This window comes from Nostoc sp. (genome assembly GCF_036917155.1).
Classification (GTDB): domain Bacteria; phylum Cyanobacteriota; class Cyanobacteriia; order Cyanobacteriales; family Nostocaceae; genus Nostoc.
In genome coordinates, this window is sequence record NZ_JBALDZ010000082.1 from 1 (window position 1) to 20,199 (window position 20,199).

Annotated in this window: 20 protein-coding genes and 1 pseudogene; 13 read left to right on the forward strand and 8 right to left on the reverse strand. The window is 41.5% G+C overall.

What is annotated here, in order from left to right; genetic code table 11:
• The first annotated feature begins 361 nt into the window (after positions 1-361).
• Positions 362-1,564, forward strand: a complete 1,203-nt coding sequence (locus V7K67_RS12625; RefSeq protein ID WP_335166797.1) for an alpha/beta hydrolase — start codon at positions 362-364, stop codon at positions 1,562-1,564.
• Between the two features lie 23 nt (positions 1,565-1,587).
• Here the strand turns inward: V7K67_RS12625 and V7K67_RS12630 are convergent, their stop codons facing one another.
• Entirely contained in the window at positions 1,588-2,202 is a 615-nt protein-coding gene (locus V7K67_RS12630) for a hypothetical protein (RefSeq protein ID WP_334732196.1), read from the reverse strand.
• 205 nt (positions 2,203-2,407) lie between these two features.
• On the opposite strand from V7K67_RS12630, the gene V7K67_RS12635 reads away from it, so the two are divergent.
• Both V7K67_RS12635 and V7K67_RS12640 read left to right on the forward strand, forming a co-directional pair.
• Positions 2,408-3,007 carry a Uma2 family endonuclease gene (locus V7K67_RS12635; protein ID WP_334732197.1) on the forward strand — a complete coding sequence of 200 codons (600 nt, stop codon included), beginning with the start codon at positions 2,408-2,410 and terminating at the stop codon, positions 3,005-3,007.
• A 76-nt stretch (positions 3,008-3,083) separates the two neighbouring features.
• On the forward strand, positions 3,084-3,515 hold the full coding sequence (locus V7K67_RS12640; RefSeq protein ID WP_334732198.1) for a biotin carboxylase: 432 nt from the start codon (positions 3,084-3,086) through the stop codon (positions 3,513-3,515).
• Positions 3,516-3,666: 151 nt separating this feature from the next.
• Here V7K67_RS12640 and V7K67_RS12645 read toward each other — a convergent pair whose 3' ends face one another.
• From V7K67_RS12645 to upp, 3 genes are all read right to left on the reverse strand, one after another.
• Positions 3,667-3,918, reverse strand: coding sequence for a YggT family protein (locus V7K67_RS12645; protein WP_334732199.1), 252 nt, complete (start codon positions 3,916-3,918; stop codon positions 3,667-3,669).
• Between the two features lie 128 nt (positions 3,919-4,046).
• On the reverse strand, positions 4,047-4,400 hold the full coding sequence (locus V7K67_RS12650) for a hypothetical protein (RefSeq protein WP_179068965.1): 354 nt from the start codon (positions 4,398-4,400) through the stop codon (positions 4,047-4,049).
• Positions 4,401-4,479: 79 nt separating this feature from the next.
• On the reverse strand, positions 4,480-5,130 hold the full coding sequence (gene upp / locus V7K67_RS12655) for a uracil phosphoribosyltransferase (RefSeq protein ID WP_334732200.1): 651 nt from the start codon (positions 5,128-5,130) through the stop codon (positions 4,480-4,482).
• 555 nt (positions 5,131-5,685) lie between these two features.
• Between upp and crtH the strand changes: the two genes are divergently transcribed.
• The gene (gene crtH, locus V7K67_RS12660) at positions 5,686-7,176 is read left to right on the forward strand and encodes a carotenoid isomerase (RefSeq protein ID WP_334732201.1); all 1,491 of its coding nucleotides are present in this window, start codon (positions 5,686-5,688) and stop codon (positions 7,174-7,176) included.
• Here crtH and V7K67_RS12665 read toward each other — a convergent pair whose 3' ends face one another.
• Positions 7,177-7,566 carry a hypothetical protein gene (locus V7K67_RS12665; protein WP_334732202.1) on the reverse strand — a complete coding sequence of 130 codons (390 nt, stop codon included), beginning with the start codon at positions 7,564-7,566 and terminating at the stop codon, positions 7,177-7,179.
• 210 nt (positions 7,567-7,776) lie between these two features.
• Positions 7,777-8,721, reverse strand: coding sequence for a hypothetical protein (locus V7K67_RS12670; RefSeq protein WP_335166801.1), 945 nt, complete (start codon positions 8,719-8,721; stop codon positions 7,777-7,779).
• 298 nt (positions 8,722-9,019) lie between these two features.
• Between V7K67_RS12670 and V7K67_RS12675 the strand changes: the two genes are divergently transcribed.
• The 4 genes from V7K67_RS12675 (at position 9,020) to V7K67_RS12690 (ending at position 13,337) form a co-directional block, all read left to right on the forward strand.
• On the forward strand, positions 9,020-10,381 hold the full coding sequence (locus V7K67_RS12675) for a serine hydrolase (RefSeq protein ID WP_335166803.1): 1,362 nt from the start codon (positions 9,020-9,022) through the stop codon (positions 10,379-10,381).
• A gap of 305 nt (positions 10,382-10,686) precedes the next feature.
• Entirely contained in the window at positions 10,687-11,976 is a 1,290-nt protein-coding gene (locus V7K67_RS12680; RefSeq protein WP_334732205.1) for a Glu/Leu/Phe/Val family dehydrogenase, read from the forward strand.
• Between the two features lie 145 nt (positions 11,977-12,121).
• On the forward strand, positions 12,122-13,063 hold the full coding sequence (locus V7K67_RS12685) for a tetratricopeptide repeat protein (RefSeq protein WP_334732206.1): 942 nt from the start codon (positions 12,122-12,124) through the stop codon (positions 13,061-13,063).
• A 1-nt stretch (position 13,064) separates the two neighbouring features.
• Positions 13,065-13,337, forward strand: coding sequence for a tetratricopeptide repeat protein (locus V7K67_RS12690; RefSeq protein WP_334732220.1), 273 nt, complete (start codon positions 13,065-13,067; stop codon positions 13,335-13,337).
• A gap of 8 nt (positions 13,338-13,345) precedes the next feature.
• On the opposite strand, the gene V7K67_RS12695 is transcribed toward V7K67_RS12690, so the two are convergent.
• Positions 13,346-14,245, reverse strand: coding sequence for a hypothetical protein (locus V7K67_RS12695; protein ID WP_334732207.1), 900 nt, complete (start codon positions 14,243-14,245; stop codon positions 13,346-13,348).
• A 597-nt stretch (positions 14,246-14,842) separates the two neighbouring features.
• Here V7K67_RS12695 and V7K67_RS12700 point away from each other — a divergent pair.
• The 4 genes from V7K67_RS12700 to V7K67_RS12715 all read left to right on the forward strand — a co-directional run bounded on the left by V7K67_RS12700 (position 14,843) and on the right by V7K67_RS12715 (position 18,105).
• Positions 14,843-16,099 carry a histidine kinase gene (locus tag V7K67_RS12700; protein WP_334732208.1) on the forward strand — a complete coding sequence of 419 codons (1,257 nt, stop codon included), beginning with the start codon at positions 14,843-14,845 and terminating at the stop codon, positions 16,097-16,099.
• 142 nt (positions 16,100-16,241) lie between these two features.
• Entirely contained in the window at positions 16,242-16,703 is a 462-nt protein-coding gene (locus tag V7K67_RS12705) for a BON domain-containing protein (protein ID WP_334711293.1), read from the forward strand.
• A gap of 307 nt (positions 16,704-17,010) precedes the next feature.
• Positions 17,011-17,445 carry a CAAD domain-containing protein gene (locus V7K67_RS12710; protein ID WP_334711292.1) on the forward strand — a complete coding sequence of 145 codons (435 nt, stop codon included), beginning with the start codon at positions 17,011-17,013 and terminating at the stop codon, positions 17,443-17,445.
• Between the two features lie 252 nt (positions 17,446-17,697).
• Positions 17,698-18,105 carry a hypothetical protein gene (locus V7K67_RS12715; protein WP_334711291.1) on the forward strand — a complete coding sequence of 136 codons (408 nt, stop codon included), beginning with the start codon at positions 17,698-17,700 and terminating at the stop codon, positions 18,103-18,105.
• Positions 18,106-18,299: 194 nt separating this feature from the next.
• Here V7K67_RS12715 and V7K67_RS12720 read toward each other — a convergent pair whose 3' ends face one another.
• On the reverse strand, positions 18,300-19,085 hold the full coding sequence (locus V7K67_RS12720; RefSeq protein ID WP_335166807.1) for a class I SAM-dependent methyltransferase: 786 nt from the start codon (positions 19,083-19,085) through the stop codon (positions 18,300-18,302).
• A 909-nt stretch (positions 19,086-19,994) separates the two neighbouring features.
• On the opposite strand from V7K67_RS12720, the pseudogene V7K67_RS12725 reads away from it, so the two are divergent.
• Positions 19,995-20,114 (forward strand): annotated as a pseudogene (locus V7K67_RS12725) (universal stress protein); the annotation flags it as partial.
• Positions 20,115-20,199: the final 85 nt, after the last annotated feature.

The following is a 20,199-nucleotide window of genomic DNA, read 5'->3' on the forward strand; positions in this document are numbered from 1 at the left end:
CGTCCTTCAAAGCTCAGGAAATGTCCTTTCTAGTTGCCGGGAGTCACTGAGAAGCCCCCGCCGTCCACGAAGTGGCGGCGCGGGGAGTATGTCACTAAATACAGGCATTTAGGCATCAGCTATTTCAGACTTGTGTGTACACCGAGGGGGTATATGCCAATACACTTCAGAATGAGCAACAAAACACTTGTAGAGACGGCGATTTATCGCGTCTCGAAACCCCAAAATTGTTGCCAGTAGCCCTTAACCCAAGCGTATTGAAATATATGCAGCTTCACAAAGAAACGGTATAACTATTGCTAGTCTTATAATTAGCGGCTAAATTGTACTTTTTTGGAGTTATTTTACCGCACTTTAATCTATGTTTGCTAAACCCAAAATACTTTTATCCTGGCTGGCATTATTACTCAGTTTTGCCAGTCTAATTCTTAGTTCTTGGATTATTCTTCCTGCTCCAAATATGTTTTTACTCACGTTAGCAGTAGGATCGCCAGAAATCAGTCCTTGGTTATTTTTATTAAATTTGCTCTTTTTATTACTGTCTTTATTCTATATTCGTCGCCGTCAAATACAACGCCTAGTTTGCATTTTCAGTTTGATTGGATTGCTAATTTGTGGATGGTTACTAGTGAATATTCCACTAACTCAAATACAGATGACTAAAGCCATGAAACAAGGGCTAGGAGCAAATTATTTAGAGCAAATTCCACCCCAAGTCAGGGCTAAAATGCAAACCCATCCCTTTGACTTAATTAATTTCTTCCGGGGTATTCCATTAGGTAAAACGCGCCATCAAAAAGATATTCTCTTTGCTTCACCTGGGGGAATGCCTTTAAAAATGGAAGTTTATCAACCCTCAGAGGTAGGGAAATATCCCGCAGTGGTAGTAATTTATGGTGGAGCTTGGCAATATGGAAATCCTCATGCCAATTCTGAGTTTAATCAATATATTGCTAATCATGGATATACAGTATTTGCGATCGATTATCGACACGCACCTCAATATCAGTTTCCATCTCAGTTAGATGATGTGCGTACAGCCCTAAATTTTATTCGCAAACATGCAGCTGAATATGAAGCTGATTCAGAACCTATGGTACTTTTGGGACGTTCTGCGGGGGCGCACCTAGCAATGCTAGCGGCTTATCAAACAGATGCACCACCCATCCGTGCTGTGGTAAATTATTATGGGCCTGTTGACTTAACAGAAGGATACAAAACACCGCCAAATCCCGATCCTATAAATAGCCGCGCTGTTTTAAAAGCATTTCTTGGTGGTTCTTTAGAAGAATTGCCTAATCAGTATGAAATTGCTTCACCGATAAATTACCTAACGCACCCTTTACCGCCAACTTTATTAATTTACGGCAGTCGCGACCATTTAGTTGAAGCGCGATTTGGCAGACAGATGTATGAACGTTTACATAACTCTGGAAATACTGCGGTTTTTCTAGAAATTCCTTGGGCGGAACACGCTTTTGATGCTGTTTTCAATGGTGTGAGTAATCAATTAGCGTTGTATTATACTGAGAGATTTTTAGCTTGGGCGTTGTTCAAGCAATGATTTTATTAAAAACTCAGTACTCCTCACTCCTTCTGAGGCCAGCGCCAGTTATAGCGATTCCATTCATAAATTCCTTGAATTTCATACTCAGCGCCGTTGAAGAAGCGGACGACGCAATTAGTAGAGGAATCATCGCGACCGCTAATTTCCTCAACCTGAATCACCATACAGGGAAACCATTCGCGCTGACAAGGCCCATCCTCTTGCACCCATTCCCATAGTGCATTAGAAACTTCAATGCGATCGCCTACTCTTAACTTTAGTGCATCCTCAAAATAAGAATACTTGTCAAAATGACATGCCTCAACCCGATTCAACCACTGTAAACCATAGCGTTGGCGAATGAATTGCACCTTTCCAGAGTCATTTTCCAGCAACCAGTCGTTGAGTAATTGCACCTTCCAAGTACGGTTGCGTTGTTCTTCATCCTTAACAAATTGTAAAAATGCTTCTAACTCCTCTGGGGTAAGTTCATCTAAGGGATTAGCAATATTTGCCATCCCAGAGGTAGAATTTCCCTGAATTTGCTCGACCAGTCGCAGTAATATCTGCTTCTGCGTGTCAGTGAGAGGACAGCTTGCGGCATCACAACTACTAAAGGCTGCAAGCATAGCTGTTTCAATCTCATCTGGAGTCATAATTTAATAGCAATTGAGGGCTTATTTCCCTAATTATTACAAAAGTTAAATTAAAGTCTCCAATCCCTTTGTCGTTAAATCTGGACATAATTAAACTTAAGATGCTTAATATTCAGGGGAGTAAGGAGAAAAACTCTATTCTGTCTTCTGTCTCCTGAATTCTTGGTATCGGTTTGATATTTTCTACTTAGTTAGGAAAATTCCCATGACTCAAACTCAGCATCCCACAAAACTCCTGACTTTTGAGGAATTTCTGGCTTATGACGATCGCACTGATACCCGCTATGAATTAGTGGATGGGGAGCTAGTAGAGATGCCAACTGAAAGCCAGGAAAACTGTGATATTGCCAAATTTCTGCTGCTCGAGTCGGCAAAGCATTTTCCGATCGCCTTGCTAGCTTACAAAGACATTGAAGTTGAAGTTAGTGGGCGGCGAGCAACCTGTCGGCTACCGGATCTGGTAGTACATACGGAAGAGTCGAAAGCGGCTTTGATTGGCAGTCCCCGCAATCTAATTACCCGCGATATGCCCCCACCTGCGCTGGTGATTGAAATCGTTAGTCCCGGAACTGAGAACCGCAGCCGCGATTACCGTTACAAACGCACAGAATATGCAGCTAGAGGCATTACCGAATACTGGATTGTTGATCCAGAGTTAAAACAAATTACCATTTGCAAGTGGGTGGAGGGGCAGTATGAGGATACGGTGTTGAAGGGTAAAGCGACCATTGCATCAGATGTAGCACCTAATTGTGAATTGATAGTGGAGCAGGTATTTGCAATTGCTAATCAATCAGGGAAGTAGAGAATAGAGAGTAGGGCTATGTTGTAAGCTGAGGTTGTAAGTTAAATAATTATTAAATTAAGTCACGGGGTCTTTTATGCGGTTGCGCTCACTCACGGTCATTTTTATTTCCTGTCTTATCACCTTTCTATCGTGGGTGATTATTCCCCCAGCTATAGCCCTGACACAGATTAAACTATTTGATGTCTCTTATAAAGATTGCCCACCAGAACTTGCAGAAGGGGCTGTTCTCAGTAGTGGTAGCACAGCTGCCAATTGTTTTATTGTCATTGGCAAGGCAGAAAATAGCACTAATAAAACAGTCTATGATGCAGATATTTTTGGACGCATCTATGATGCCAATAATGACTCAGTGATGCAAAACCGTACTCGCTTAGGCTCCATTACCGAGGTGCCACCAGGTATTAGCGATTTTGAATTGAGAATTTCTGTACCTGCGAATCAGCCTACTCCGTTGAAGCTGAAACAGTTTAAGGCTGCCGGCTTTAGCGGTCAAGTACGTAAGTAATAAAATACTAGGAAATTCTTGAAATATCGCGTCAGTTTTCAATTATCGCATCCATGATTAGCCTTGACTTGTAATTGCATAAGTCTGAGCTGGTTAGCCCAGACCTAAAATTTATTAGTTGAACATGGAGCAAACTGCAAATTCTGTGTTATCAGATGGCTTGCAGACCACCACCTACTATTTGAAGCAGTATGATGGCTAACATTGCTGAAAAGTCTATACCGCCCAAAGGGGGAATGATTGAGCGGAACAGATTCAGATAAGGATCGGTTATCTGGCTCAAAGTGGTAAATGGTTGGTTGTACCAGTTGATATTGGGGAACCAGGTCAATAAAACCCGAATAATTAGCAGAACAGTATAAATCTGGATGAAACTGGCCAGAGTGTTAATCAGAAGGTACATGGATTTGTTGGTTTCCTACTAAGTGTCAAACGCGGTCTTATCTTTTAATTTTAATTTAGTCCATGTCATGGTGTTTGCAGATTACACACATTTATCACACTTGACACTTTCACCACGCCTGAACAAACTCAGGAGTCTTTAGTGAGGGAGCGGTCATTGCTTGGTTGGGGTGAACTACTATTCACGTTCCCTAGTTGATTTCGTACTTCGTCAATTGTGGCATTTAGTTGGGCAATTTTATCTTCTAGCGATCGCCTGGCCGTTTCTATGCCGTTGCTCTCACTTTCTGAGGCTTTCATCTGACGCCGCTTTGCTGCTATTTTCTTAGCTTCGGCTTGGCTATCTGTCAGTTCTGTTTCTTCTTCTGCTAACAATTCTGGCTCGCGTCGAGAAACAATCAGTGCCCCGATCACACCGCCAAATATCCCACCAACAAAGGCCCCTGCTAAAAAGCCACTGCCAAAACCATCTCGCTGACTCATATCTTTACCGCCTTCAACAAACAAACCTTGCAACTTTTACAGTAGTTATGCTATTTCCCTGCCCTAGCTGCATAGTAGCTTAAGTCCCAAAGATGCGATCGCCTGCATCTCCCAATCCCGGTATAATATACCCTTTGCTATTTAGTTTTTCGTCAATAGTAGCGGTGTAAATTATTAAACCTGGATAAGCTTCACTCAGTTTTTGTAAAGCGGGTGGAGCTGCCACTACACAAATAATCCGTATCAGAGATGGATCAGCACCCCGTTGTGTCAATTCTGCCATTGCTGCCATGATTGATCCTCCTGTTGCCAACATTGGATCGGTAACTAATACTCGCGTTTGAGGGTCAAATTTTTCTGGTAACTTGTTCAGATAACAATGAGGTTGCAGTGTCTCTTCATCTCGTGCCAAGCCAAGATGGTAAATCGATGCTAGAGGTAATAAAGTCTGCGCTCCCTCTAGTAATCCTAAGCCAGCCCGGAGAATCGGCACTACTGCCATCGGCACTTGCGGATCAATTACCGTTGCGGGACAGGTATCTAAGGGACTCTGCACCGCCGTTTCTTGGGTCGGCAACCAGTCTCGCGCAGCTTCATAAGTCAGCCATCTTCCCAACTCAGTCATCGCACTGCGGAACAATACTGAAGGCGTGCCGGCATCACGGGCAACTGCTAGCCAGTGTTTGATCAGGGGATGGGGTGGAACATAAACGCGCAATTGTAGCGTCATAGCCAGAAATAGGCGCCTTTTTATTGTATAAGAACTGAAACACCATAATACTCTTTCCTGCATCCGGCTGACAGCTAAAAATTAACGCGCTCAATTTTATTGAGAATAATTTTCATTAATAGTTGACATTAATTCTCAATCAAGGCTATATTCTTATACAGTGTTCTCCTCTCTTTTAAGGATCGGCAGACGGGATTAGCCAGCAGCAGCAGGCTCGTCCCTCTTTTTTTTGATTAGTCATTGGTCATTACCCGCATTTCTCACAAGTTTGAAATGCAGAGGGGCAGAGGGGCAGAGGGGCGGAGGGGATTGAACAAGGCACATTGAACTCTCCTCTGCTCCCCTGCTCCCCTGCTGCCCTGCTCCCCTGCACAAGCACAGACTTTGAGCATTGGTGAGAAATCCGGGATTAGTCCTTTGTCATTGGTCATTAGTTAAATTAAATATTGATTGACTCTAGACAAAGGACAAATATTTCTCTACAAGACGTTAGGCGTTAGTGGAGCTTTCGCTTTAGCGATACGCTCAGTACAAAGGACAAAGGACAAATGACTTATGACTTATGACGCGATCGTGATTGGGTCTGGGATTGGCGGATTAGTAACAGCGACTCAGTTAGCAGCCAAGGGAGCGAAAGTACTGGTACTGGAACGTTATTTGATTCCAGGTGGTAGCGCTGGTTATTTTGAGCGCCAAGGCTATCGATTCGATGTTGGGGCGTCAATGATTTTTGGACTGGGACAGAACGGTACTACCAACTTACTCACCCGTGCATTATCATCTGTAAATGTCAGCCAAGAAGCGATCGCAGATCCGGTACAGATTCACTATCATCTACCCCAAGGTTTAGACCTGAAGGTTGACCGGGTTTACGAAAAATTTTTGCAAAATCTTATTGCTCATTTTCGCCACGAAGAACAAGGGATTCGTCGCTTTTATGACGAATGCCAAAAAGTATTCAAGTGTCTCAACAGCATGGACTTGCTGTCGCTGGAAGAACCTCGGTATCTACTGCGCGTATTTTTCCAGCATCCTTTAGCCTGTCTTAGTTTAGCTAAGTATCTGCCCCAAAATGCCGGGGATGTGGCGCGGCGCTACATCAAAGACCCGCAATTATTGAAATTTATCGATATGGAATGTTATTGCTGGTCGGTAGTTCCATCAGACATGACACCGATGATTAATGCTGGGATGGTCTTTTCTGACAGGCATTATGGCGGAGTTAACTATCCCAAAGGCGGAGTCGGACAAATTGCCCAAAAACTAGTAGATGGTCTAGAGAAGGCTGGAGGTCAGATTCAGTACCAAGCTAGAGTCACCAAAATTCTTACAGAACAAGGAAAAGCGGTAGGTGTGCAACTGGCGAATGGTAAAGTATATCGGGGTAAACGCATAGTTTCTAATGCTACACGATGGGATACATTTGCACAATTATTACCACCAGAAGCAATGCCAGATAATGAGAAAAACTGGCAACAAAATTACCAAAAATCTCCAAGCTTTTTGAGTTTGCATATTGGCGTAAAGGAGTCAGTTTTACCAGTGGGGACAGAGTGTCACCATATTTTGCTGGAAGATTGGGAAAAGATGACAGATGCAGAAGGCACAGTATTTGTTTCGATTCCCACATTACTTGACCCAGATTTAGCACCAAATGGATATCACATCATTCATGCCTTCACGCCTCATTGGATTGATGATTGGCAAGAACTTTCTGTGAGTGAGTACGAAGCGAAGAAAGAAAAGGTAGCTTGGGGAATTATTGACCGCCTAGAGAAGCTTTTTCCCGGTTTAGATGCCGGATTGGATTATTTAGAAGTGGGGACGCCGCGCACCCATCGCCGCTTTTTGGGTCGTGAAGATGGTACTTATGGGCCAATTCCCCGGCGTAAGTTGTGGGGGTTATTGAGTATGCCCTTTAATCGCACAGCTATTTCAGGACTTTATTGTGTAGGGGATAGTACCTTTCCCGGTCAAGGGTTGAATGCAGTCGCTTTTTCTGGGTTTGCTTGTGCCCATCGCATTGCCGTAGATTTAGGATTGTGATTAAAGGAACAGATTACGTAAAAAACCTAGTAAACGGATAGCCAAATCTATGTTTACCTGAGTTTTACGTGCAGTCTCGATTTCCTCTAATATTTTCTGCATTTGTGCCAGATTTTTTTGCTCGATGCCGATGATACTAACATTTATAATTGCTGCTCTTACCCGATCGAGAGTAAGTTTGCATTCGCTAACCGCTAACTTAAACTTGTTGACGTTTTCCCAGTTTTTTTGACGTTGGGCGTTGACAAGTTCAAAATTAAGCTGGAAGAGAATATCTTGTAATTTTTCTTCTGTCTTATTGAGTTGTTCTAAGTCAATTTGATTGCCAGGAACTTCTTTAAGCTGAGAAATTATTTCTGCAAAAGTATCTAAAATATTATTGGTGGTCATATTTTATATATTCCAATACGCTTGGGTTAAGGCTAAAACTCTTTGTCAAATCCAATTTTTAACGTAGACGCGGAGCGGCTTGCCGCAGGCTACCGCCAAGGACGCCTTCTCTGCGAGAGGCTTTGCCAACGCGCAGCGTCTCGTAAGAGTTGGACGCAAAGAGAAGAAAGAAATGTTTAACATGATTCATGACTAGTTGTACCCTAAAAATCATTGGCATAATTGAGAGTTTGGTGGTTGTAATTGTCTGTTTCTCAGAGATACTTCTTTCATAAATTCTTTTAAAACTTCATCTTTGTTAACTTCTCTTTCAAGAGTGCTAATCTTTGTGAGCGTTAAACTGTAGTCGTTACCAGTGAAACTAGTAGCTACCCCAAAAATCTGAGTAACTCTAGCAGCAATAACTTCAAAATTAAGATTAGGATAGTCATCAATAAGTTCTGAGAGTTTTCGACCAGTGTCAGCTGCTACCAAAAGTTTAGAGATAGATTCATTTAAACTTTGTTGTTCAGCAGCATTAACCTTGCGCCAATCATCTATCTTTTCAATAACTTGACGCTTAATTTCTTCTGCTTCTGCTTGTGAGGATGTACTTAAATTTCTATATCGTTCGCCGAGATCCTTTAGCTTGGAACTGATGATTACCCTTTCCCAATCCATTGGTCTTGGTGGTTTTTCCTGAATTCTTTTGGCTAAAAGTAGCATTTTTACTGTTAAACATCTTGCTGGCTGGGCAGTTTGAGCAACTATCCTTTTACTTTCATAATCAATTGTTTCCAGCTTGTTAAATACCTCAACGGCTGTATCATATTCTGCTTTCAAAGCATCGAGTGTTTGATCGACATCTGATGACTGGGAATTTTGCTGACTTTCTCCGGTGATAATGCTATTTACTTCTGTAGGAATTCCGAACTCAATACTGGTATCAGTTAGTAATTGATCGACAACTAAATTGTCATCTATAGGTAAATTATTCAGTTGGTAAATTTTCTTCACCGATGTAATAGCATCAGCGGCCCGATCGCGAAAATTCTCAGCAGTTACTCGCAGCATCGCTCGTTTTTCAGGCGTACAACCGCTGATGGTGAAACTGATAGTACAGGCTACTATCCAAAATTTCCATAATTTGAATTTCTGGATATGGGAAACTCTCATAGACATACTTAGCTGTGTCCAGATATAGTTATTACTTATTTACCACCATGAGATCATAAGTATGGAAATGATGAAAAAGCTAATTGCGGTCGAATTAAATCTTTATTTCCTAATAATCTGGAATTTTTAGTAACCGTAGAGTATCACGTAAAGCTTATATACTGATTAAATTAAACACTTGTTGTAACAGATGCTTTTTCGTATAAGCGCATAATTTACAAAAATTTTTATAATTGTGCTTTAATGGTGGGCGGCTTTTGTTCGTTTAAAATCTTCCTCACACACAACGCGATCGCTGATGCTACTCACACACAAAGAAAACATTGTAAAATTTAGCTGGCTTCTACCCAGCTTCTTAAGCTTGCTCCTGCTTGGTTCCACTGTTAAAGCTAATGGTGCGATGCCTGCGACGGGCGTAGCCATCGCAAATTGGCATTTTGATAGCAATCGTAATCATCTGGACTTCACCACAGATAAGAATGTTCAACCGAAGGTACAACTACTTACCAACCCGACTCGTTTGGTAATTGATTTGCCTGGAGTCACATTAGGATATCCGCAGACTAATCAAAGAGTGGGGCCAGTAATTCAAAATATTCGCATCGAGCAGTTTAACGCAGAAACTACCCGCATGGTGGTTACTTTAGCACCTGGTTACACTTTTGATTTAGCACAGGTGAAACTACAAGAGGAATCCCCCAATCATTGGTCTGTGCAGTTACCCAAGCCAATACAACTAACTGCAACCCAGCCGCAATATCTAGAGATAACTCCGAGTAATTCTCCAAGAGTGAATGATCATAGCACTCTCTTTGCTGGCGTGGTTCCGATGCATTCACCGATGAAAGCGCTGGAACCTCAAATTAAAACCTTGATGAGTCGCTATAGTTTTCTGAAAACAGGAATGTTTTTTCTAGATTTGGATACTGGGGATTATTTGGATATTGGAGGCGATCGCGTTTTCCCCGCTGCTAGTACAATCAAACTGCCAATACTCATCGCCTTTTTCCAAGATTTAGATGCTGGTAAAGTCAGCCTTCAGGAAAACCTGACCATGCGGCGTGACTTAGTTACTAATGGTTCTGGAAGTATGCAATATGAACGAGTTGGTAAAAAGTACACAGCTTTGGAAACCATCACTAAGATGATTACCATTAGCGATAATACCGCCACCAACATGATTATCGATCGCTTAGGTGGAGCGACGAAACTAAATCAGCGTTTCCGTAGTTGGGGACTGAAAGACACAGTAATTCGTCATCTTTTAGCTGACTTGAGAGGAACCAACACCACAAGTTCTCAAGATATGGCGCGGGTGCTAGCTTTGGTTGTGAACAACAAGCTAGTTTCTTTCCAGAGTCGAGAACAAGCCTTAGATATTCTGCGCCACACTACAATTCACACACTGCTTCCCGCAGGTTTGGGGAAAGGTGCTGTCATTGCCAACAAAACCGGAGATATCGGCTTTCTCATCGGCGACGCGGGATTTATTACTATGCCCAATGGTAAGCGTTACTTAGCTTCCATCTTCGTTACCCGTCCCTATAAAGACACCAGGGGGAGAGACTTTATTCGTCAAGTTTCCCAGCTTGTTTACAATTACCTGAATCAGACGAACCCGGTTGCTGCGGTTAATTCGCTTAATAGTGTTATGAGGTAGTAGTTCAAAATAGATATTGGTAGGGGCGCACAGATATCATTGGTGTGAATCAAAACCAGGCGTAAGCGCCATCGATAGATTGACGCTTACACCCAACAAATTTGGGCTTTAGCTCCTTAAGTTGACACCAATGACCAATGTTGTGCCCCTACTAATGGTGATTTCTGAATAATTTTCCCATATCAGAATATAAAATATAAAACTGTAACAAAAACTACAAAAATCCCTTTTTTTTAGAAAAAAGGGATAAGCTTAGGTACAGATGATATCCGGTTCGCAAAGATACCGTGATTAGGAGAAAATTTATGATTTCAAAATCCTCGTTGTTGGTGGAACCTGCTTCCCCAGCGCATATATGCCCATTTGACCAAGCCTGTAGCTACTTAGAAGCGGCAGCTAAAGAATTAAATTTAAATCAGGGTTTGTTGGAAATTCTCAGCCACCCGCGTAAGGTTGTTACGGTTTCCATACCCGTGAAACTAGATGATGGGGAAATACAAGTTCTCGCTGGACATCGGGTACAGCACTCTGATGTCTTAGGCCCATACAAGGGTGGAATTCGTTTCCATCCGGCTGTGACATTGCGTGAAGTATCCGCTCTAGCAATGCTGATGACCTGGAAATGTGCCTTGCTAGGTATTCCTTACGGTGGTGGCAAGGGTGGCATTGCTATAGATCCGAAACGCTACAGTGTTGGCGAATTAGAGCGAATCAGCCGTCGTTATATCAGCGAGTTGATTAAAGATATTGGGCCTTCCGTAGATATTCCTGCGCCAGATATGGGTACTTCTGCCCGTGAGATGGCTTGGATGATGGATACTTACTCTGTAAATATCGGTCATGCTGTACCAGGAGTTGTAACTGGGAAACCCCTTTCGATTGGTGGTTCTCTGGGAAGAGAAATGGCAACCGGACGCGGTGTGATGATTACCGTGCGTGAGGCACTAGCAGATCAAGGTAAATCCTTGGTAGGAGTACGAGTAGCTATTCAGGGTTTTGGTAACGTCGGCTGTGCCGCAGCAGAATTATTATATGAAGCAGGCGCGAAAATTATCGCTGTTTCAACGGGTGCTGGGGGAATATTTTCTGAAGTTGGTCTTGATATTCCAGCGTTGAAAGTCTACGTTGCTGAAAATCGTAAGAGTATTGCGGGTTTCCCCCAATCTGTACCAATTAGCAATGCAGATTTATTAACTTTACCCTGCGATGTCTTAATACCAGCGGCTTTAGAGAACCAAATCACTGAAGAAAATGTGAATCAGGTACAGGCACAGATTGTGGCAGAAGCAGCTAACGGCCCGGTTACTCTTGAGGCTAACTTGGCATTAGAGGCGCGGGGTGTGACAGTGCTACCGGATATTTTGGCGAATGCTGGCGGTGTAGTAGTCAGTTATTTAGAGTGGGTGCAGGGTCTTTCTTACGTATTTTGGGATGAGGAGCGCGTCAACCGCGAAATGGAGCATTTGATGGTACAAGCGTACCGTAAGGTGATTCATCAGTCGGAAGTGCGCCAAATTTCTTTAAGGTTAGCAGCTTACACTTTAGGAGTTGGTAGAGTGGCTCAGGCACTAACTGACAGGGGTCTTTATCCTTAATTGCTGACAGCGACAATTTATGAGGGAGAATAAATCATCAGTGGGCAAAATTTTAGGCGATCGCTCACTGATGATTTCTCTATAATTTGTTGTGAAAGCCAATACGATCAAAAACTAACCAGTATTTTTACGAGATATCCATAACATGAATATGTGGCTAGTAGTAGTTTTTATCTGTTTTGGTTGGATATTATCTTTATGTTTGCATGAGTTTGGTCATGCAATAGCAGCATATTGGGGTGGTGATACTTCTGTCAAAGATAAGGGGTATTTGACATTGAACCCACTCAAATATACTGAACCGAGTTTGAGTTTGATGATGCCGTTATTTTTTCTCCTCATTGGCGGTATTGCTCTACCTGGGGGAGCAGTTTATATTAATCACAGTCGATTACGCGATCGCAAATGGAAAAGTGCGGTTTCGGCTGCTGGCCCAATTGCCAATTTGATTCTAGCTTACCTGCTATCACTGCCTTTTCAATTTGGTTGGGATTCTTTAGCTCTCGAAAATCCAAATTCAGTTTTATTTGCTTTGATTACTGCCCTAACTTATATAATTTCCCTAAATATCTATGTCGTTTTGATTAATTTATTACCTATTCCTGGTCTTGATGGTTATGGAATTATCGAACCGTGGCTACCACAACCAATTCAACAGCAAATCAATAAGGTTGCTAAATATGGAATTTGGATATTGATTGGTTTGTTATGGTTTGCCAGACCTTTTAATCAATTTTTATGGAATTTCACTCATACAATTAGCGAATATCTTCATCTCCCAGAAAATTTAACTGTTTTTGCTAATGCAATATTTAGAGAGAATTCGCGGTATTTAGTTATCGGATTAGTTTTAGTTTTATGGATATTTAGAGATAAAAACCAAGAGTTACAAAAACAAGGTGATAAATTAGTCTCATCGCGACAATATGAGCAGGCGATCGCTTGCTATGACAAACTAATTAAAAATAAACCGAAAAATCCTGATGCTTGGTATTGGCGAGGTTACGCGCTTTATTCTTTAAACAAACATGATGAAGCGATCGCCTCCTACGATCAAGTAATTAAAATTCAACGATCAAGTAATTAAAATTCAACCAGATTACGTTAATGCTTGGTATTTACGCGGTTATTCCCTTTATTTTTTGCAAAGATATGTAGAAGCAGTTGATTCTTATAAAAAAGCTTTGGAAATTAAATCTGATGATTCAAAAATTTGGTACTATCAGGGCATTGCTCTTACAGATTTAGGACGCGATGAAGAAGCTTTAGCAGCATATAAACAAGTAAAAAGAAAGAATGCTTATTTTGTAAGCTTTCTGGCTATTTTGAATGGGTGGTTTATTTACGCCGTGCTGTACTAGATATAATATCAAATACCAGCCTCAGTCAATGCCCGACTCAACGTATCAACCAAACCTAAATTTTCCGCCCACTCTATAAGGTACGTATAGTCTAAACTTTGTGCTTGCAACTTGAGTATCCCCAATACATCACGCCACTGTTTTTCAGATTGACTACTTTGCCCCCACCACAACTTCTGTAAAATCGTATCTTCTGGCGAAGCCACCCAAAATTGAGGTATCCCATCTAAATCAGGCAATATGCGACGTGCCATCTGCGATACTGCAAATGGTGAACCATCACTGATGTAAAGGTCGGCATTAACTATGGTTTCGGTATGTGTGATGTTGAGCATTCGCTCGTATCCTCGCTTCAAATCTTCAACCGCTCCTTCTGGACAATAGTATCCCGCTGTTTCCAGTGTCGTCACTAACAAATCGATTTGGTCGGGTTGAACTGAAATCACCAAATCTAAATCGCGAGTCGAGCGAGGTTCCCCGTGAATTGAACTAGCAACACCTCCACTAACGTAATAAGGTATATTTATTGACTCAAAAAGCTGATGGAGTTCGCCTGCTAGCGAGATGGAATCTTGAATCCACATATTTTCATCAACATCAATTAACTGTAAGTTTGGAGAAAATTTTTCTGCCAACACAGCACGGGCAAATATACAACGAATTTCTTCCTGGGAAACACCGCGATGTCGTGATTTAATTCCTGCAAGGCAAAGTTTTTTTATCCCACGCTCATGAGCCACGAACATTTTTATCCGTTGTGCAAGTGAGAGTTTTCGCAACTGGGTAAACAGATAAATATCGGCATCGATGCTGGTATCGGCGGCTTGCGGTCGATAATTCAGTTTTGCACTTATCTGCGAGGATGCAGTTGCAGCATCAAAAATTATTAATCCTTGTTCTGCGGTCATACTACTCAAGTTGACGCGGGCTTAAATGCGATCGCCTAAATATTACTGTATTATTACAACCACAATCTAAATCAGAACGATAATAGTTTTTTCTTAGCGCAGCGTAAAGCCTTCTCTTCTCCTTCTCCTGTCGGAGACGCTGCGCGAACGAGAGGCAACGCCTTCGGTATGGCTTGTCTGCGACACGCTACGCGTAGCTTGCTTCTCCGTAGGAGTACGCTTAGAGCGAGTCCTCGTAACCTTACAGGGAAGCAAGCTACGCTTTTAGCGTCTCGTAGAGAGCGTCATTTTTAATTTTGAATTGTTAATGTGGTGTCTTTCTAGAATAGTTGATTGTTGTCACAACTGGCAGTAACTAATTTTAGTTATAAATTTGAAAAGGAGAATAATTAGTATCTAATTTTTATAGAAAAAATAATATTTTATACTTGAAGTTTTTACCAATTTAACCGATTTAGATAAAAGCACCTATGTCTAATGATAGAGACAAAAATTATTCCAAGCGATTGATGAAACCTAAATACAAACATGTATTAATAAAAGATATTACAAGCTATAAATTTGTGAATAATTGATTGTTGCTGAGGAGAAAAAATAATGGTTGTAGGTGTACATAAACGTGGTGTAGGTGTATTTTCTCATCGCCGGGATGTTGAGAATGCGCTACATGAATTGAAAAAAGTCGGCTTTGACATGAATAGAGTTTCTGTCATTACACAAGATGGAGACAGAGATGATATTGCTGGGGCTGAAGTGCGCGATCGCGTCGGTGATAAATCTGATGAAGGTGCTAAAGTCGGAGCAGCCACAGGCGGTGCTTTGGGCGGATTAACTGGCTTATTAGTTGGTCTTGGTACTTTGGCAATTCCTGGCATTGGGCCAATTATGTTAGCTGGGGCCGCAGCAACTACTCTAGCTACAACTCTTGCTGGTGCTGGTATTGGTGCAGTTGCCGGTAGTTTGCTTGGTGCATTAATTGGTTTAGGAATTCCCGAAGAACGAGCCAGAGTTTACGACGAGCGCGTGAGACGAGGACACTATTTAGTGATCCTCGATGGTACAGATGCAGAAATTCTGAGAGCAGAAGCAATTCTACATCAGCGGGGTGTGGAAGAGTTTGGCATTTTCGATAACCCAGATGTGGCAAATGTAGGCACTGATTATGTTACTCCTACACCAGCTTATAGTGGTGTCGCGAAACGTGCCATCGGGGTATTTTCACATCGTCGAGATGCAGAAGTAGCAATTGCAGAATTACGAGATGCGGGTTTTTCTTTAAATAGAGTCTCCATCATTGCCAAAGATACAAACGGTCATGGGATCGCTGGCGTAGATGTAGACAGAAGTGTTGGTACAGGTAATAAAGCAGACGATGGTGCAAAAGCTGGAGCAGCAACAGGTGGAGTAGTCGGTGGCTTGACTGGCTTATTAGTTGGTTTGGGGACTTTAGCGATTCCTGGAATCGGGCCCGTGCTTGCAGGTGGTGCAGTGGCAACAGCTTTGGCAACAACATTGGCTGGTGGTGCCATCGGTGCGGCCGCTGGGAGTATTGTTGGTGCGCTCGTTGGCTTGGGAATTCCTGAAGATAGAGCTAGAGTATATAGCGATCGCTTCCAAAGAGGCGACTACTTAGTAATTATCGATGGTACGGAAGCTGAAATCCACCAAGCTGAAGCAATTCTCAAACATCGAGGTATTGAAGAATTTGCTATCTATGATGCCACAGAGATTAGTGAACATCGCCCAGGTTTTGAACGAGTAACGCATAATAGCGATCGCACTAATTACTCAACAGAACTTCATAGAAACGATCCTGCCGTAGTTATTGTTGATCGTCGTGATGAAGCACTTTAACCCAAAGTATTTATCACTCAAACCAAGTCCACAAAATTACAGGAGCAAGAATTTGAAAATTTTGCTCCTGACTGCAAGAACTTGCTCCTCCTTTCTGCCGTAAATATCAACAAATTTCACCTTTCGATTGCGAATTAAATCTATGCAAAAGCTAACCCCTTTCTTAATTAGCACCCTCTTACTTTTTGGTGTTGCTGCTTGTGATAACGCTTCTAAAACAAGTGAATCTGCACCTAATAATCCTAATGAAGCTCCCCAAACACCAACCGTAAAAACTACAGAAGCTTCTCAAAAAGATGCAGAAAGTGAAGTTCGCAGAAGACAACTTAATTCTGATATTCGTGCCGGTGAACAGCGCAATAATGTCACTGGTGGTGATACAAAAAGAGCTAAAGGTACTTTGGCAAGTGAAGTCCGCTCTAAGTTAGAGGCTAATATACCCAAGGGTCAACTAACAGTTAATGCCACAGATGATGGAACTATCACTGTTGGAGGAACTGTCAATAATCAGAAGGAATTGGCTAAAATTGAAACTTTAGCTAAACAAATTAAAGGCGTCAAAATTGTAGTTGTTAAAGCAATTGTTAACCCACCAAAAAGCTAAGGCATCTAATATCAATTCTTCTGTATGAAGATGCACATAATAATACCCCCCTGTAGTCCCCCCAAGGCATCGGGGGGAAGGCGATAGTCGGGGGGTGAGTTATATTCAGCTTCACAAAGAAACGATATAACAACACATCTAAACTGAGTAGGCAGGCATAAATAAATTTAAATACTCTTGCTCAGTCTTAATGGTCAGTTATACTTATAACTGACCATTAAGAATTGACAACTGACGATTCTAAAATTATTATTTATTTACGATTAGTCAGTTATACAAACTCTTGTAATTTCCCCAAATAAAAACTATGGAAATCGAACAACAGCAACGAGAATCTATCAATGCTCCATTCTCACAAGGTACGCTAGCACTTGAAGGTACTGATACTGCAAACTTACCAAAGTTACCACCAGCATCTGAACCTGAATCTCAATGGCAACAAATTAGCAGACAAACTACTCAATTTTTGGAGCAACTGCCCCAATACTTAAGTAGCTTTTTTCAAGATTACAAGCAGCCTCTAATAACTGCTGCTTTAATTTTGGCAGCGATTGTTACAGCCAAGGTAGTACTAGCATTACTGGATGCAATCAATGATATTCCACTACTATCACCGCTCTTTGAGTTAGTTGGAATTGGTTACGCCACTTGGTTTATTTTCCGTTATCTACTGAAGGCTTCAACTCGGCAAGAATTGTCCGCTGAAATTCAATTCCTGAAAAATGAATTTGTGGGCGAATAAATTTCCTCACCATTGAACCAGTAGTATGTCAAGTAAGGGTATACATTTGTGTGCCCTTACACAGTATAAAATGATAATCGCTATAATTTGACTTAATATTATTATATTATTTTTTTTGATACCTCAAAAGATAGAGAACATAACATTATATTTAATTTTAAATCACTTCTAAAGATAGTAGTTCTGAGATTGAAAACAGCCTAATCTAGTTATTGAAGTTATTTAATAGATTCTTTAACGAGGACATAAATTATGCCTAATGAAGCAGTTAATAAAGGTATAGATTCATCCGATCGGGCTGAAGTAGATACTTACGATCGCGGTATCATCCCAGCGGAAACAGCCGCTCGCATGGAAAGAGAAGGAAATAAGTACAAAACGCTCCCCACAGAAGAAGGGGAGGCGGACGTGTCTACCAATGACCAAACCGATCCAGAGAGTATACGCACCACTGACGGCTATACTGTGGACAAAGAAGGTTTGTTGAACAATTATGCAGTTGAACCGGAAATATACTACGAAGAACCGGGCGATGCACGCCAACAAGCAGCAGCAGATAGGGCAGAACGTATTGAAGAACTTGGAGAAATTAATCAGGACGAAGAAGGCAAGTTAACAGAAAATAGTGACAATCGGGGTAGAGGGCCAGGAGTAATCTAATTAGGGATTTCCAAGGAATAAATTATCCATCTTGTAGCGTAAGAACACCTATCACACAAGAAAGTTAGGGATATTTTTTATCTATCAGTCCCCTAACAACCTGCTTTTTGCGGATGGAAGGAATTACACCTAAGAAAGCGAAATAGATGGTTTGTAGAGACGCAATGATTGCGTCTCTACTTTTATGTATTAGCTCAAGTTGCTACTTTATCGGCAATTACAAACAAATAATCTCCCTGATTGTTTTCATATTTATTGACAATTTCGGTGATGCGTCCTGTATTAATATCTGCTGCGAGCCTTTGACAACCGACGGCGATTTCATCAGCAGAAGCTAGCAAAGCAAACGTCGAAATTCCAGAGCGGACATTTTCATCTAAATATATTTCAGGACGATATTTACCACTGTATAAAAATAGGTCTTGTAAGTTTTCTGAAATAGAATAAGGTTTGATATCTACTGAATTAAAACCTGCCTCATCGAGAGCAACTCTGACCTTTTCTAAACTTGGCATCTGTTCGGTAGATTTATATATAGCCTCTGGAAAATATTCGACTAACCAATATTGGCTCATTTGCTCTGGTGTGGCAGTAAACAATACCAAATGACCACCCATCAACACACGGTAAATCTCCCGAAAAACAGGAGTTAGTGCAGCAAAATGATGTACTGCTAGAGTGCATAGCACACCTGAAAAAATCTCATTAGCATAAGGTAAAGCCTCAGCTTCGGCAACTTGCCAAGCTACAAAATTACTCTTATTCGCAGCAGCATCAATCATCTGCTTTGACTGGTCTATTCCGTGCCAAATACCACCATATTCTGCTAAAGCTAGAGTGTAATTCCCGGTGCCACATCCCACATCGAGATATGAGGAATTTGATTTGATTTGCAGGTGAACAGCTAATCGAGCAGCAATGTCAGGATCAGCCCGACGAGTCAAATCATAGCTTTTGCCAATTTGCTCATAAACAGCCATTTGTTTAAGTTTCTCACTAATTCTTCAAAGAGTGAATATATTATATAGAAATCGTATTTAATCTTTGAAAAATGCTACTCTTGGAGAGTATTGGTTTTTGAGGCTGGGTTAATTCTGCCATCAATTCTGTGACGGACGTAATTCGCTCAGTGTACCATTGGCTCCAGAGAAAATGAGACCATGTTCTATGTCCCCATGTGCAACCTTAGCCAGCGCTTGGAGAAGATAATAAGTTTTTCCAGTGTCTTGACACAGACAGCCCTCCAAACAATTGGCAATACATCTCTGTTCTAGCCCAATACGCTTGGCTTTGTGAAAAATTGTAGGTTGGGTGAAGCAAAGCGCAACCCAACAAAGCTAGGACTTACGCACAGGTAACGAAAAACGTAGACGCGGAGCGGCTTGCCGCACGCTACCACAGAGAACGCAAAGGCCACGGAGGAATGAGAGTTTGAGAGGGTTTTTGCGTAAGTCCTAAAAGCTATGAAAATGTTGGGCTACCCTGCGGGAAGCCGCTTCTCTACGTTCGCGCAGCGTGTCGCAGACAGACGCTCCGCGTAGCTTGCTTCTTTGCAGGAGTATGCGTCTACGTTCCTCAACCCAACACAACTTAAGATTTTTGGCGCTAACCCAAGCGTATTGTATCTAGCCTTGTTGATATTTCCTTAATTAACTAAATAACTGTGGAGTAATTTTAGCACTTGATAATCAAAGATAAATAAATTGCTTTCCTCACAAGTTCCTCAAATTCTTTTGTTATAAAGATAAATATGAGGCGAAAACTTTTAAGAAATTTGAAATTCAAAAGTTGCTAAACATAGTTGAGGGATTGATCTTTCTTGACAATGCAGCATCTGTAAACCCGAAACAGTAAAGACCAATTACCAATAAAATCGGAGGTCTATTATGATGTTTAAAAAGATTCTAGTTGCATTAGATCGCTCAGAAGTAGGGCAACAGGTTTTTGATGAAGCGTTGGGTTTAGCAAAGTTAACACAAGCTAGTTTAATGCTACTGCACGCCCTAGCTATCTAATTGGTATACAAAGCAGGTAAGCTGATATTACACCTACCATCGGTAAAAAATTAGTGATAGTAAAGTTGCCTCGCCATCG